Below are 14326 nucleotides of genomic sequence, written 5' to 3'. Positions count from 1 at the left end.
CCTAATATTATTTTCTCATTTTATGTCTTATGGTAATTAGAAATCAGCTGGGGGAAGAATCCCCCAACCAACTTATGCAGATTCCATCTGTCCGAGATGAGCCTTGTCGAGCTGAGCCTTGGCATACTCCAAGGTAACCTCGAAAGACTTCACTTTCTTAGAAGGAATCTCAAACATGGCGTCCATCATCACTGCCTCCACGATGGAGCGAAGTCCTCTGGCACCCAATTTATATTCTACGGCCTTATCAACCAAGTAGTCAAAAGTCTCTTCCGTGAAAGACAGCTTGATGCCATCCATCTCGAAGAGTTTGATATACTGCTTGACAATGGAATTCTTCGGCTCAACCAATATCTTACGCAAAGCCTCTCTATCCAGAGGATTGAGATAGGTAAGTACAGGCAGACGACCGATAATTTCCGGTATCAAGCCAAAAGACTTCAAGTCTTGAGGCAAGATATACTTCATCAAGTCAGCCTTGTCAATCTTAGCCACATTCTGTACAGAATTATATCCCACCACATGGGTATTGAGACGCTGTGCTATCTTGCGCTCGATACCATCGAAGGCACCACCGCAGATAAACAGGATGTTCTTGGTATCTACATGGATATAATCCTGGTCAGGATGCTTTCTTCCACCCTTTGGCGGCACATTAACCATGGTACCTTCCAAAAGTTTAAGAAGGCCCTGCTGCACACCCTCGCCACTTACATCACGGGTGATGGAAGGGTTATCGCTCTTACGGGCAATCTTATCAATCTCATCAATAAAGACGATGCCTCTCTGGGCAGCCTCTACATTATAATCAGAAACCTGGAGCAAGCGGGACAAGATACTTTCCACATCCTCACCAACATAACCAGCCTCTGTAAAAACAGTAGCATCAACGATGGTAAAAGGCACATCCAGCAACTTGGCTATAGTACGAGCCAACAGGGTTTTACCAGTACCTGTACTTCCCACCATAATAATATTGCTCTTTTCAATCTCAACACCATCATCGCTGACAGGCTGCTGCAATCTCTTATAATGATTGTAAACAGCCACAGCCATACTGCGCTTAGCCTGATCCTGACCAATGATGTATTCATCCAGATACTCCTTGATTTCCATTGGCTTTGGAACCTTTTTCAATGCGAACTTTTCACCCGCATTCTGCTGGTGCATGACTCCAGTAGACTCAACAATTTCATAAGCCTGCTGAGCACAATTCTCACAAATGTAGCCATCTACACCCGTGATGAGCAATTTTACTTCATTTTCGCCTCTTCCACAGAAGCTACAAACTTTCTTCTTTGGCATATTATTTATTACTTACGTATCAACACGTTATCAATCATACCATACTCCTTAGCCTCCTCGGCAGTCATCCAGTAGTTACGGTCGCTGTCAGCATAAACCTTGTCGTATGGAGTATGAGAGTGCTCAGAAATAATGGTATAGAGTTCTTTCTTCATCTTCAGAATTTCGCGAGCCTCGATTTCGATATCAGATGCCTGACCCTGAACACCACCCAATGGCTGATGAATCATCACACGGCTATGAGGCAAGGCAGAACGCTTTCCCTCCTGACCAGACACCAACAGCACAGCAGCCATAGATGCAGCCATACCGGTACAGATGGTAGCTACATCGCTGGTGATAAACTGCATGGTATCATAAATACCCAGACCTGCAGTGACACTACCTCCAGGACTGTTGAGATAGATAGAAATATCCTGAGTACTATCTACAGAGTCCAGATAAAGCAACTGTGCCTGAAGCGTATTGGCTGTATAATCATCAATCTCAGTACCAAGGAAGATGATACGGTCCATCATCAAACGTGAGAACACATCCATCTGGGTAACGTTCAACTGGCGCTCCTCCAGGATGTAAGGATTCAAATACTTTGCCTGAGCATTCATTACGTCATCAAGCACCATACCGTTCATACCAAGATGCTTGGTAGCATATTTTCTAAAATCGTTCATATCTAATTACTTTTTTTCTTCAAAATTAAGAACAAAAAACGAGGTTATCGACCTCATTATCCCGTTCGGTGGAACAAAGATAATAAAAAAAGTCGATAACCTCGTAATTATTTGAAGTTTTTTTTCTAAAAAATGTTATTCCTGCATCATCTTGTTGAAATCCTCTACAGAAATCTCTTTTTCGTTGAGTTTTACAGCCTTCTTAAGAGCCTCAGCCAACTTGCGATCGATAGAACGGTCTACCAATGCATCAACAGACTCACCCTTCTTGAGAATCTCGTTTGCATAGTTCTCGATATACTCCTCAGGAATGTTGGTCATACCATACTGAGCGAACTGAGCACGAGCAGCTTCCTTAGCTGTCTCCTTGATGTCCTCGTCGTTCACCTTAATCTCCTGAGCCTGGATGAGCTGCTCCTTGATGAGGTGCCATGTCAACTCCTTGATGCTCTGCTCGTAGTTCTTCTCTACAAACTCCTCGCCCTTATCCTTGTTGTTAGCCAACATGATACGCTTCAAGAGTGCGTCTGGGTATGTCAACTCACCAACCTTCTTCTCGCAGTGCTCACGAACGTCAAGGATGAACTTGTAGTCAGAGTCGTTAACCAACTGCTCCTGCAAGCCCTCAGCAATCTTAGCACGGAAAGCAGCCTCGTCCTTCACGTCAGTATCCTCACCGAGAACCTGCTTGAAGAGCTCCTCGTTAACCTCGTGCTTCTTGAAACGCTGGATCTCTGTGATCTGGAAGCTGAACTCAGACTCCAAGTCAGCTACAGCCTCACGCTCAATCTTCAAGAGTGAAGAAACCTCAGTATCGTTCTCTGGGTAAGCCTTCTTAGGGTTGAATGTGATTACATCACCAAGCTTAGCATCATTGAAGAGATTCTTCTGCTCCTCTACCTTGATGTAGCTAGGCATCAGGATAGCGCCCTCTACAGTGATACCACCTTCCTTGGTGTTACCATTCTCATCGAGCTCACGGATATCACCCTTCAACAGGTCGTTCTCCTCATACTTCTCACCCTTCTCGTAGCTACCTGCACGCTGAGCGTACATCTCTACCTGCTGGTCGAGAATCTTATCGTCAACCTTGATGTTATAGTAATCTACCTTGTCGCGACCGTTGAGAGTTACCTTGAACTCAGGTGCAACAGCGATATCAAACATAAATGTGAACGTAGTACCATTCTCCAAGTCAGCTGGCTCCTGCTTCTCTGATGGGAGAGGCTCACCGAGCATCTGAATCTTGTTTTCCTGTACGTACTTGTAAATCTCCTGGCCTACGATCTTGTTGATAGCCTCCATCTTTACAGAAGGACCAAACTGGCGCTTAATCATACCCATAGGAGCCTGACCAGGACGGAAACCTGGAACATTAGCCTTTTTACGGTAGTCTTTCAAGGTCTTCTCAACCTCATTCTTGTAGTCCTCTTCCTCTACTACGAGAGTCAAAAGACCATTAATCTTGTCAGGATTTTCAAATGAAACTTTCATCTTGATTTTTTATTTTTATTATTATTAATTATTTCTCTTTCAATTGGTTTAGGCATTCCAAGCAGTTGTTGGGGTGAGTCCTCCACACAATCGGCTTGCAAAATTACGCATTTTTAATGGATATACCTAATATATAATAGAAAAAATTTGTTTTTTTAACCTTATTCACTCTCTTCACGCACTTTTTTCTGCTCATCAAGCAGTTGGAAGTCCTTCTTGCGGAGTACAAAGCTGGTGGTAAGATACTTCTCCTTCACCGTTTTATTCTCTGCCAACTCCTCTGGAGTACCCTGAAAAAGAATGCGACCTTCAAAGAGAAGATAGGCGCGATCGGTAATGGTAAGCGTCTCATCCACATTGTGGTCGGTAATGAGAATACCGATATTGCGATACTTCAATTTCCACACAATATGCTGAATCTCTTCTACCTGAATAGGGTCGACACCGGCAAACGGCTCATCGAGCATGATAAACTTAGGATCGTTTGCCAGACAGCGGGCTATCTCTACACGACGGCGCTCACCTCCAGAGAGTTGGTCACCCAAGTTCTTACGCACCTTCTGCAAGTCAAAATCCTTGATGAGACTCTCCAACTTAGCCTTCTGGTAATCGCGTGGCTTGCCGGTCATCTCGAGTACAGACATAATATTGTCTTCAACACTCATCTTACGGAATACGCTGGCTTCCTGAGGCAGATAGCCGATACCCGCACGGGCTCTCTTATAAACAGGATAACTGGTTATCTCCTGATCACCCAAATATACATGTCCCTCATTAGGTACCACCAGTCCGGTTGTCATATAGAAAGACGTGGTCTTACCAGCACCATTCGGTCCCAGCAAACCCACAATTTCACCTTGCTTTACATTGATGGAAACTCCATTGGCAACTGTTCGCTTGCCATAACGTTTCACCAAGCCTTCGGTTCTCAGCACCAAACCTTCTTGGTTTGCAGGCTGATCTATATTCATATTTTCGTCCATAATTAGCTAATTTGGTTGCAAAAATACTAAAAAACATGGAAATAACGGTTATAAATTCAAAAACTATTCACAATATTGCAGTTTTTTAGAGGATTTTGGTTAATTTTGCACCATAATTTAATAAGAAACGGCTCATTTCTTGGATAATTGAGCCATCAAAAGCATAATTGATTGACATGATAATAGAAAAATGGCTTACCACCTTCGGTAAATATCTGATACTGATGGGACGCTCATTCTCTCGACCTGAGCGAATGCGCATGTTCCTCAAACAGTATATCAAGGAAATGCAGCAACTGGGTGTCGATTCCATCGGTATCGTCCTCCTCATCTCGTTCTTCATCGGTGCGGTAATCTGTATCCAGATGAAGCTCAACATCCAGAGTCCATGGATGCCCCGATGGGTATCGGGCTACACCACCCGCGAGATTATGCTCCTCGAGTTCTCTTCCAGCATCATGTGTCTGATTCTCGCCGGAAAGGTGGGGTCCAACATCGCTTCTGAGTTGGGCACCATGCGAGTAACCCAGCAGATTGACGCACTCGACATCATGGGTGTCAACTCGGCATGCTATCTGATTCTGCCAAAGATTCTCGGTCTGGTTACCATCATGCCGTTCCTGGTTATCTTCAGCTCGGGAATGGGTATCATCGGAGCGTATGGAACTGCGTATATCGGGCATATCCTGCCACCGGATGACCTCACGCTGGGTCTCCAGCATTCCTTCAACCAATGGTTTGTGTGGATGAGTATCATCAAGAGTCTCTTCTTCGCATTCATCATAGCGAGTGTTTCCTCCTACTTCGGATACACCGTAGAGGGTGGTTCGGTAGAAGTAGGTAAATCCTCAACCGATGCCGTTGTCAGTTCCAGCGTACTGATTCTGTTCTCTGACGTATTTCTCACTCAAATCCTTTCATAATCATGATAGAAGTAAAAAATCTAACGAAATCATTCGGCGACAAGACCGTACTCGATCATATCAGCGTACAGTTTGAAACGGGTAAGACCAACCTGATCATCGGTCAGAGCGGTTCCGGAAAGACTGTATTGATGAAGAACCTCGTTGGACTCCTGGAACCTACTAGCGGACAGGTGCTCTACGACGGTCGCGACTTTGTAAACATGAGTAAGAAAGAAAAGGTGTTGATGCGCAGAGAGATGGGAATGATTTTCCAAAGTGCAGCCCTCTTTGATTCGCTCAACGTATTAGAGAACGTGATGTTTCCATTGGATATGTTTTCAAACAAGACCTATAGAGAACGCATTAAACGAGCACAGGAATGTCTTGACAGAGTAAACCTGATAGAAGCTCAACAGAAATATCCTGGAGAAATTTCTGGCGGTATGCAGAAACGTGTGGCCATTGCACGTGCTATCGTCATGAATCCTAAATATCTTTTCTGTGATGAGCCGAACTCTGGTCTGGACCCTAAGACTTCGCTTGTTATCGATGAGTTACTCTCTGGCATCACCAAGGAGTTTAACATGACTACCATCATCAATACACACGACATGAATTCCGTGATGGGCATTGGTGAAAATATCTGTTTCATCTACCAAGGTCAGAAAGAATGGCAAGGAAACAAAACCCAGGTGATGAGCTCAACCAACGAAAAACTAAATGATCTCGTCTTTGCTTCTGATCTGTTCCGCAAGGTCAAGGAAGTGGAAATGAAAAATAACAAATAAGCAGATTCCTTATAAAAAAAGGGGTGTGGCATAAGTCTGGATAATAGTTGGCGCATAACAGTTGACCACCGCATGCACAACAGCTGGTGTGCATGCGCATATCAGTTGTTATGCAAGCGCACAACAGCTGTTGTGCGACCGGAGATACTGACTATCTCAACAACATATCCTAGCTTTTCCAACAATATATCCTAGCTTTTCCAACAACAAGAAGAGGGTGAATCATAAACTTATGACACACCCTCTTTTTTTATGAGCTTATTTAAAAATCAAATTATCTCATTTTCCATTCGCCCTTTACTTCAATCATCGGAACAATAATCTGTTCCTTGGTACTGTCACCGTAAGATATCCGCAGAAAGACATCGGCTACATGACGGGCGGTATCAGCCTTGGCACTCAGAATATCCACCTTACTCATGCCCTTGTGTTCATCCTGCTGTTGCTCTACATACATTTGGGCATTCAGTAACAACTGGTCATGATAACCTTTAGGAATACGATAAGGTTGATTGAAACCTGCAACATACTCCTCATATTTACCCTCTAAAAGTAAGTCATAATACCCCTTTGCGGCGATGCCGGCAAAGTAAGAAGGGTCAGGACGCTCCTCCTTGCAGGAAGAAAGTCCTAACCCCATACTTATTATCATAAAAATCAAAAGTTTCTTCATCTTGATTCTTCACACTTCATTCTTCACTTCAATTCTACTTCTGACGAATGAAAACATTGATTGGACAACCATGCAATGACCAGTTGTCACGAATCTTGTTCTCCAGGAAGCGGCGATAGTTTTCCTTTACATACTGTGGCAAGTTGGCATAGAACACGAACGATGGAATCGTGGTGTTAGGCAACTGGGTGCAGTACTTAATCTTGATGTACTTACCCTTCACGCTCTGAGGAGGATAAGCCTCGATGATAGGCAACATCACCTCATTAAGCTTGGAAGTACCGATATGAATCTTGCGGTTCAGGTAAACCTCCTTGGCTGTTTCCAATACACGGAAGATGCGCTGCTTGGTCAATGCAGAAGCAAAGATGATAGGGAAATCCACGAATGGAGCCATACGATTGCGGATGGCATTCTCAAAGGTATCAATCACCTTCTGGTTCTTCTCCTCTACCAGGTCCCACTTGTTCACTACTACCACCAGACTCTTGTTATTCTTCTGGATCAACTGGAAGATATTCATATCCTGGGTCTCGATACCACGGGTTGCATCAAGCATAAGGATGCAGACATCACTGTTCTCAATGGCACGGATGGAACGCATCACAGAATAGAACTCCAATTCCTCACTCACCTTGTTCTTACGGCGGATACCAGCTGTATCTACCAGGTAGAAATCGAAGCCGAACTTGTCGTAACGGGTATAGATACTGTCACGGGTAGTACCTGCAATCTCGGTAACGATGTTTCTATCTTCACCGATGAAGGCATTGATAATACTGCTCTTGCCGGCATTAGGACGGCCTACCACAGCGAAACGAGGGATGTCTTCCTCGATAGCTTCCTCAGGATTATCCTGAAGCTTGTCTAATATGATGTCGAGCAAGTCACCCGTACCGCCACCTGTTGCGGCACTGATACACTGAGGGTCGCCCAAGCCCAACTTATAGAACTCGGCAGCCTGATAGTATTCAGCACTGTTGTCCACCTTGTTTGCCACAAGGATTACAGGCAGTTTGGCACGACGCAAGATCAGGGCTACGTCCTCATCCCAGTCGGTCAAACCGGTGTTCACGTCTACCAGGAAGAGAACCAGGTCGGCCTCTTCGGTAGCTACCAACACCTGCTTGCGGATAGCATCCTCGAAAATGTCATCTGATTTTACGACCCATCCACCGGTATCCACCACAGAGAATTCTCTGCCGTTCCAGCTGCACTTACCATACTGACGGTCGCGTGTAGTACCTGCCGTATCGCTCACGATAGCGCGGCGAGATTGAGTCAAACGATTGAATAAAGTAGATTTACCCACGTTAGGGCGACCTACGATTGCTACTAAATTTGCCATAATAAGTCATTCAGCCTCCTTCCTTTGAGGAGGTATTCAAGGATGTGGTCTCTGCATCCAAGTTAATAATTTGCCGAAGCTGACCTTACTCCGGCCCTCGCCCCTCTGGCGAGAGTCACTCCCTCGATTACATTCAGGGAGGGGAAGTCGATATTAGTGATTAGTTATTAGAACTGTGCTAATCATTAATCACTAATCACTATCTATTATTCCGGATTATATCCGAAGGCGTCGAGTTCTCGCTGCGAACTGCGCCAGTCTTTATCAACCTTTACAAAGGTTTCCAGGAAAATCTTCTTGCCGAAGAATTTTTCCAAAGCCTTGCGGCTTTCAGTATTCACCTTCTTGAGCGCCACACCCTGGTGACCAATGATGATGCCCTTCTGGGAATCACGCTCCACGTAGATGACGGCATTGATGTGGATACGGGTATCATCTTCCTTGAACCACTCCACTCTAACCTCTACAGCATAAGGAATCTCCTTATCATAATAGAGAAGTATCTTTTCTCGAATAATTTCCGAAACGAAGAAGCGGGCTGGCTTATCGGTCAACTGGTCCTTGTCGAAGAACGCAGGTGACTCAGGTAACAACTCCTTGATGCGCTTCAAGAGCATATCCACGCCAAACTTGTTTTTCGCAGAGATAGGAAGAATCTCAGCATTCGGCAAGAGCGAATGCCACTTCTCTACAATGTCACCCAGTTTCTTTGGGTCGCTCTGGTCAATTTTGTTGATGAGCAGGAGCACCGGAATCTTCATCTTCTTGACCTTTTCCAGGAAGTCGATGTTCTTCTCAGGATTCTCTATCACATCAGTAACATAAAGCAAAACATCGGCATCAGCCAGCGCACTCTCCGAGAAGGCGAGCATCATCTCCTGCATCTTGTAGTTTGGCTTCAAGACGCCAGGGGTATCTGAAAACACGATTTGCATATCATCGGTATTCACGATACCCATGATACGATGACGAGTGGTCTGCGCCTTGAAGGTAGCGATGCTGATACGCTCGCCCACCAACTGATTCATCAGCGTACTCTTACCCACATTAGGATTACCCACGATATTAACGAAACCTGCTTTATGCATACGATAAAAAAATTGATTGAAACGAAATGTTTAAATGAGTTTGCCAGAACCTGGCATGAAGCTAAAGAAACGCATCCTTGCTTAGTTCACTTTTGTTGAGATGAAATAAGAAAGATGCGTTTCCTTATATAGATAATTATTCTATCCTATTTTAATATGTCTTACTTGCCATAAGCAGCACCATCGTATGCCCACTTATAGAATGATGCACCGTGTACGAATCCTGCACCGAATGCTGTGAAGATGACGTTGTCGCCCTTCTTCAACTGACTCTCTGCATCCCAGAGTGCCAATGGGATTGTTGCCGCACTGGTATTTCCATAATGGTCGATGTTAACTACCACCTTGTCAAGTGGAATTCCCGCACGCTTGGTCACAGCCTCGATGATACGGAGGTTGGCCTCGTGTGGAATCACCCAGTTCACATCTTCAGCCTTGAGATTGTTCATCTCCATGATCTTCATCACGTCGTTGCTCATGTCGGTTACTGCGTAACGGAACACGGTACGACCTTCCTGATAAAGATAATGCAAACGATGATCTACAGTGAAGTGTGAAGGAGGGCAGACAGAACCACCAGCCTTCATGTGGAGGAAAGGCAAGCCTTGTCCGTCGGTACGAAGGTATGAGTTCTGTACACCTATGTTCTCTTCCTCTGTTGCCTCTACAAGAACTGCACCAGCACCATCTCCGAAGAGTACGCAAGTAGCGCGGTCTGTGTAGTCAACAAGTGAAGACATCTTATCAGCACCGATAACGATGATTTTCTTGTATCTACCACTCTGAATCATGCTAGCTGCAACATCCAGGGTGTACAAGAATCCACAGCAAGCTGCAGAGAAGTCGAATGCAAAAGCGTTCTTCAGTCCGAGCTTACCGAGGACGATAGATGCTGTAGAAGGGAACTTGTAGTCTGGTGTGGTGGTTGTCACAATCAGTGCATCGATTGTGTCTGGATCTACGCCAGTCTTCTGAATCAACTGCTTTGCAGCTTTACGAGCCAAGTAGCTGGTTCCGAGACCTTCTTCTGTGAGAATGCGACGTTCCTTGATACCTACACGTGTGGTAATCCACTCATCTGTAGTATCAACCATGCGTGACAACTCCTCGTTATTGAGGATATAGTCAGGAACGTATCCACCAACACCAGTGATTACAGCATTGATTTTACCCATTATTCAGCTGCTTCCTTAACGATTGCAACCTTACCACGATAGTAACCGCAAGTAGGGCAAACAGTGTGGTATACATAGTATGCACCACAGTTAGGGCAAACTGCCAATGTAGGAGCTACTGCCTTATCATGAGTTCTTCTCTTAAGTGTACGTGTCTTTGACTGTCTTCTTTTAGGATGTGCCATAATTTTTTAAATGTTTTAATTTTTGAATTTTACTTTTTTAATTTTAATAGAGCTGCCCAGCGTGGATCTACAGTTTCCTCTTCTTCCTCACCGCTTCGGGCGGCAGAATGCTGTTGAAGCATTTCAATCATAGCAGGGTTGCATTTTCCAGGTGCATGCACATGCTTGATGGGAATGTTGAGGTCTATAAATTCATAGATGAACCACGAGATATCGAGTATTCCTTCGTTCTCGGCCACAATCACGAGGTCATCTTCTTCTGAGTATTCTTCTCCGAACTTAACGACGAGTCTATCATCGGTTTCAATATCTTGATCCATATCGTCCAGACAGATGTCGCATGGTATGTGTACCACTCCCTCTGTATGAAAATTGAGCTCATAGAAATCGTCCGTCCTGTTAATGGACAGACTACTCTTCAGCTCGCCTCTCTGAATGTCAGGAGCATCTATTGCCTGAAAGTATTCATCGTCTAGCTTGAACTCCAGATTTGTTACTCCCTGGGGCAAAGCTTTCAAATCAATCTTATAAGACTCTATATTACACATAAATTCAATATATACCATATTGGTTTCGGGCTGCAAAGTTACAAATATTTTTTGAGATAAAATAATTTTTTATGTAAAAATCACTAAAATCTCTCATTATTAACCGATTATTGTCCGATAATTACCCTTTTTGAGGTAAAATATCGCCCTATTATTCCTTCTTCAGTTCTATTCTGAAGGTAGTTCCCTTACCAACCTCGCTACTTTTCACCCATATTTTTCCATGATGATATTCTTCTACAATCCTCTTGGCAAGCGAAAGTCCAAGGCCCCATCCTCGCTTCTTGGTGGTGAATCCCGGGCGAAATATATTCTTCAGATTTTTTTTCAGAATTCCCTTACCTGTATCTTCCACTTCAATAATCGCTTTATCCAGCATCTCGTCCACTCTCAGGATAATCATACCACCATCAACGCCCATGGCATCCACTGCGTTCTTGGAAAGGTTCTCTATGACCCATTCAAAGAGCGAAGCATTCATCTTGACGATAATGTCATGTTCAGGAAAGATTTTCACCATCTTCACCTTCTTGGAAGTACGGCGGTCCATATAATCGATGACATGATCCATCACCTCATTCAGACTAGCCGGAACCGGTTCTGGAAGGGAACCTATCTTTGAGAATCTATCAGCAATCAATTGGAGTCTCCTGATATCCTTATCCATCTCGGGTATCAGATTATCGTCTGGATGATTCATCTTCAGGATTTCTAGCCAAGCCATCAGACTGGAAATAGGCGTACCTAACTGATGAGCCGTTTCCTTCGATAATCCCACCCATACCTTATTCTGTTCTGCTTTCTTGGAAGTAAGCAACGCAAAGATGGCGATGACCACAAATATCATCACCACTCCAAGCTGAATATAAGGATAAGCAGAAAGGCGACGAATCATCAATGATTCATCGTAGCATACTTGAATATAGTCATGAGTAGAGTCATCCAATTCTATCTTTATATTCTTCCCTTTTGACAAGAGTGATTTCCCCAGTATGGCAGCATTTCTTAAACTATCCTCATAATCCTTGCCTGTGACCTTAATATTACGGAAGGTCTGTGCCCGATTTTGAGAATCCATAACGATGACAGGAATCGAATTGTTCTCATTGATAACTTTAAGGACGAGATTCAAGTCGGTATTATCATCTGCCGTATTGAGGGAGCGCATGGCTTCCGCCCAAACCTCCATCCGGTTTCGCTCCTCCAGAGCCAGGTCACGGACTAGGAGATGGGATACAACGAGCGAGGCGACAGCAATCAATACCGCTGCTATCACCAGATAAATCTTCACCTGTCTTATCCTATCCGTCCAAATCATGCTGCAAAGATACAAAAAAAAATCGAGTAGGAGGAAAACGAAGTAGTTTTTCTCCTACTTTCGTTTTCCGACCTCTCACACCACCGTACATGCGGTTCCGCATACGGCGGTTCCTATTTTGGGTGCCATTCGATGTATGAACCCATCAATGTAGCATAGCCTGCCATACTCAACTTTTCGTTGGTTATCGCACGACTTAGTATGTAACTGCCAGCTATGCGCCAATCCCCCAAACGACTATTGCCCCACATGTAAGCTTGGTACTTATCTATACCACACTTTATCACGTTGGCAATTCTCGTTTTTACCCTCTTCCACGACTTCCATATACACATACGTAGCCGTCGCCTTAGCCACTCGTCAGTTTCCATGAGGAAACGTTTCATGTTGGCGAGGTGATAGTAACCTACCCACCCCCTTATGTACTCTTCTAGTTTTTGCTTCCTCTTGGCATATCCCCAGCCATTGCTTCGGGAAGTCAACTCCTTGAGTTTGGCTTTCATCCTGGATTTGGCTTTTGGGTGTACCGTGAGTTGGCATTTGCCTTGCATTACATAAAAGGAGTAACCAAGGTATTTCACACCTTGCACATAGGACACAACTGTCTTGTCCCTGTTCACCTTCAGATGAAGTTTTCCTTCGATGAAGCGGGTTACAGATTCCTTCACGCGTTTGGCTGCACGCTTGGACTTACAAAATTTCATCGAGTCATCGGCATAGCGGACAAAAGGGAGACCTCGGCTTGTGAGTTCCTTGTCCAACTCGTTGAGCATGATGTTGCTCAAAAGCGGACTTAACGGTCCTCCTTGGGGAGTGCCTTCCTCACTTGCCTCGAACATACCTTTGCTCATCACACCACTGCGGAGATATTTGTGGATAAGGCTTATCACCCTACCGTCCTTTATCGTGCGGCTGAGGATTTCTATGAGTTTACTGTGGCTCACCGTGTCGAAGAAACGCTCCAAGTCGAGGTCAACCACATAAATGTAGCCATCATCGATTATTTTCTGAGCACCTCTTAGGACATCATGGCAGCCTCTTCTCGGACGGAAGCCGTAGCTTCCTGGAGAGAATTGACGCTCATAGATGGGAGTTAGGGTCTGGTTGATGGCTTGTTGAACCAGACGGTCTATAACCGTGGGGATGCCCAACAGGCGCATCTTGCCATTGTCTTTGGGTATCTCTACCCTTTTTACTGGGTTCGGACGGTATGAACCGTCAAGCAAGGAACGGATTAGGGCATCCTTGTTAGCCAAGAGCCAAGGGGGCATTTGCTCACATGACATCTTGTCGATACCGCTACAGCCCCTGTTACGTTGCACTGCCTTGTAGGCTTTGAGTAGGTTATCAGGACTGATGATGCGCTCCAACAGGTGTTCCTTGTCGAATGGTACTTCCACGATGTTGTCTTCACATATCCACATGAAGGTCTGCGCTCCCACATATCCTTCGGATTCCGTCCTATCTTTCTGTGGGCAGCCCTTGACTTCTGCAAATGTTTTCTGCATTCTTTCCTTCATAAGGTACGTTTCAATTACTATCGTTTAATTTATAGGTTCTGCCCTTCATGGAGCGTTATCGAGAACTCCACTACTATGGCATCTGCTGACTTCTCACGGCAAGCTTTACTCCATGACTTTCGTAAAGGCAACTAATCGCCATGTCCGTGAGACCTCCTCGGATAAGGGCTTATTCTTTCCATCTTATACCCACTTCATTTACACCAACCATTCTGAATAGCTATAGGACTTTGATTTGTGTGGCAATCTCATCCATGGTCAAATGCCTTATATGAAGTTTCTGTACGTTAGGTCAGATGTTTGCCGCCAGCTTCTTTCAGATTCC

At 44.6% G+C, this 14326-nt stretch carries 14 protein-coding genes; 2 read left to right on the top strand and 12 right to left on the bottom strand.

The window, feature by feature from the left end; translation table 11 throughout:
- Positions 1 to 72 precede the first annotated feature (72 nt).
- The 4 genes from clpX to lptB form a co-directional block, all read right to left on the bottom strand.
- Positions 73 to 1305 carry an ATP-dependent Clp protease ATP-binding subunit ClpX gene (gene clpX, locus ACTQ53_RS13235; RefSeq protein WP_294971384.1) on the bottom strand — a complete coding sequence of 411 codons (1233 nt, stop codon included), beginning with the start codon at positions 1303 to 1305 and terminating at the stop codon, positions 73 to 75.
- An 8-nt stretch (positions 1306 to 1313) separates the two neighbouring features.
- Complete coding sequence (clpP, locus tag ACTQ53_RS13230) at positions 1314 to 1976, bottom strand: ATP-dependent Clp endopeptidase proteolytic subunit ClpP (RefSeq protein ID WP_153123592.1); 663 nt, start codon at positions 1974 to 1976, stop codon at positions 1314 to 1316.
- 135 nt (positions 1977 to 2111) lie between these two features.
- Positions 2112 to 3470: a trigger factor gene (gene tig / locus ACTQ53_RS13225; protein WP_153123594.1), complete on the bottom strand. Its 1359-nt coding sequence runs from the start codon at positions 3468 to 3470 to the stop codon at positions 2112 to 2114.
- Between the two features lie 161 nt (positions 3471 to 3631).
- A complete protein-coding gene (gene lptB, locus ACTQ53_RS13220; RefSeq protein ID WP_153123596.1) occupies positions 3632 to 4453 on the bottom strand; it encodes an LPS export ABC transporter ATP-binding protein in 822 nt (273 codons plus the stop codon).
- 176 nt (positions 4454 to 4629) lie between these two features.
- On the opposite strand from lptB, the gene ACTQ53_RS13215 reads away from it, so the two are divergent.
- Together ACTQ53_RS13215 and ACTQ53_RS13210 are read left to right on the top strand one after the other, a co-directional pair.
- A complete protein-coding gene (locus ACTQ53_RS13215; protein ID WP_153123598.1) occupies positions 4630 to 5376 on the top strand; it encodes an MlaE family ABC transporter permease in 747 nt (248 codons plus the stop codon).
- 2 nt (positions 5377 to 5378) lie between these two features.
- Positions 5379 to 6146 carry an ATP-binding cassette domain-containing protein gene (locus ACTQ53_RS13210; RefSeq protein ID WP_295346824.1) on the top strand — a complete coding sequence of 256 codons (768 nt, stop codon included), beginning with the start codon at positions 5379 to 5381 and terminating at the stop codon, positions 6144 to 6146.
- A gap of 274 nt (positions 6147 to 6420) precedes the next feature.
- On the opposite strand, the gene ACTQ53_RS13205 is transcribed toward ACTQ53_RS13210, so the two are convergent.
- The 8 genes from ACTQ53_RS13205 to ltrA all read right to left on the bottom strand — a co-directional run bounded on the left by ACTQ53_RS13205 (position 6421) and on the right by ltrA (position 14001).
- On the bottom strand, positions 6421 to 6786 hold the full coding sequence (locus tag ACTQ53_RS13205; protein ID WP_228117665.1) for a hypothetical protein: 366 nt from the start codon (positions 6784 to 6786) through the stop codon (positions 6421 to 6423).
- 67 nt (positions 6787 to 6853) lie between these two features.
- Positions 6854 to 8167 (bottom strand): ribosome biogenesis GTPase Der, encoded by a 1314-nt coding sequence (der, locus tag ACTQ53_RS13200; protein ID WP_441933425.1) that lies wholly within the window; start codon positions 8165 to 8167, stop codon positions 6854 to 6856.
- A 206-nt stretch (positions 8168 to 8373) separates the two neighbouring features.
- Complete coding sequence (gene era / locus ACTQ53_RS13195) at positions 8374 to 9255, bottom strand: GTPase Era (protein ID WP_441933423.1); 882 nt, start codon at positions 9253 to 9255, stop codon at positions 8374 to 8376.
- A 161-nt stretch (positions 9256 to 9416) separates the two neighbouring features.
- Positions 9417 to 10430 carry a beta-ketoacyl-ACP synthase III gene (locus tag ACTQ53_RS13190; RefSeq protein ID WP_295346822.1) on the bottom strand — a complete coding sequence of 338 codons (1014 nt, stop codon included), beginning with the start codon at positions 10428 to 10430 and terminating at the stop codon, positions 9417 to 9419.
- Positions 10430 to 10615, bottom strand: coding sequence for a 50S ribosomal protein L32 (rpmF, locus tag ACTQ53_RS13185; protein WP_006848356.1), 186 nt, complete (start codon positions 10613 to 10615; stop codon positions 10430 to 10432). The genes ACTQ53_RS13190 and rpmF overlap by 1 nt, the downstream gene beginning before the upstream one ends.
- A gap of 29 nt (positions 10616 to 10644) precedes the next feature.
- Positions 10645 to 11163 (bottom strand): YceD family protein, encoded by a 519-nt coding sequence (locus ACTQ53_RS13180; protein WP_218417416.1) that lies wholly within the window; start codon positions 11161 to 11163, stop codon positions 10645 to 10647.
- Positions 11164 to 11314: 151 nt separating this feature from the next.
- Positions 11315 to 12481 carry a sensor histidine kinase gene (locus tag ACTQ53_RS13175; protein ID WP_441933420.1) on the bottom strand — a complete coding sequence of 389 codons (1167 nt, stop codon included), beginning with the start codon at positions 12479 to 12481 and terminating at the stop codon, positions 11315 to 11317.
- A gap of 113 nt (positions 12482 to 12594) precedes the next feature.
- Positions 12595 to 14001: a group II intron reverse transcriptase/maturase gene (gene ltrA / locus ACTQ53_RS13170; RefSeq protein WP_441933418.1), complete on the bottom strand. Its 1407-nt coding sequence runs from the start codon at positions 13999 to 14001 to the stop codon at positions 12595 to 12597.
- Positions 14002 to 14326: the final 325 nt, after the last annotated feature.

This window comes from Prevotella sp. Sow4_E9_plate, from assembly GCF_052116205.1.
Taxonomy (GTDB): domain Bacteria; phylum Bacteroidota; class Bacteroidia; order Bacteroidales; family Bacteroidaceae; genus Prevotella.
Note: the sequence above shows the minus strand (reverse complement) of the source record. Positions and strands in the feature narration are given on the sequence as shown.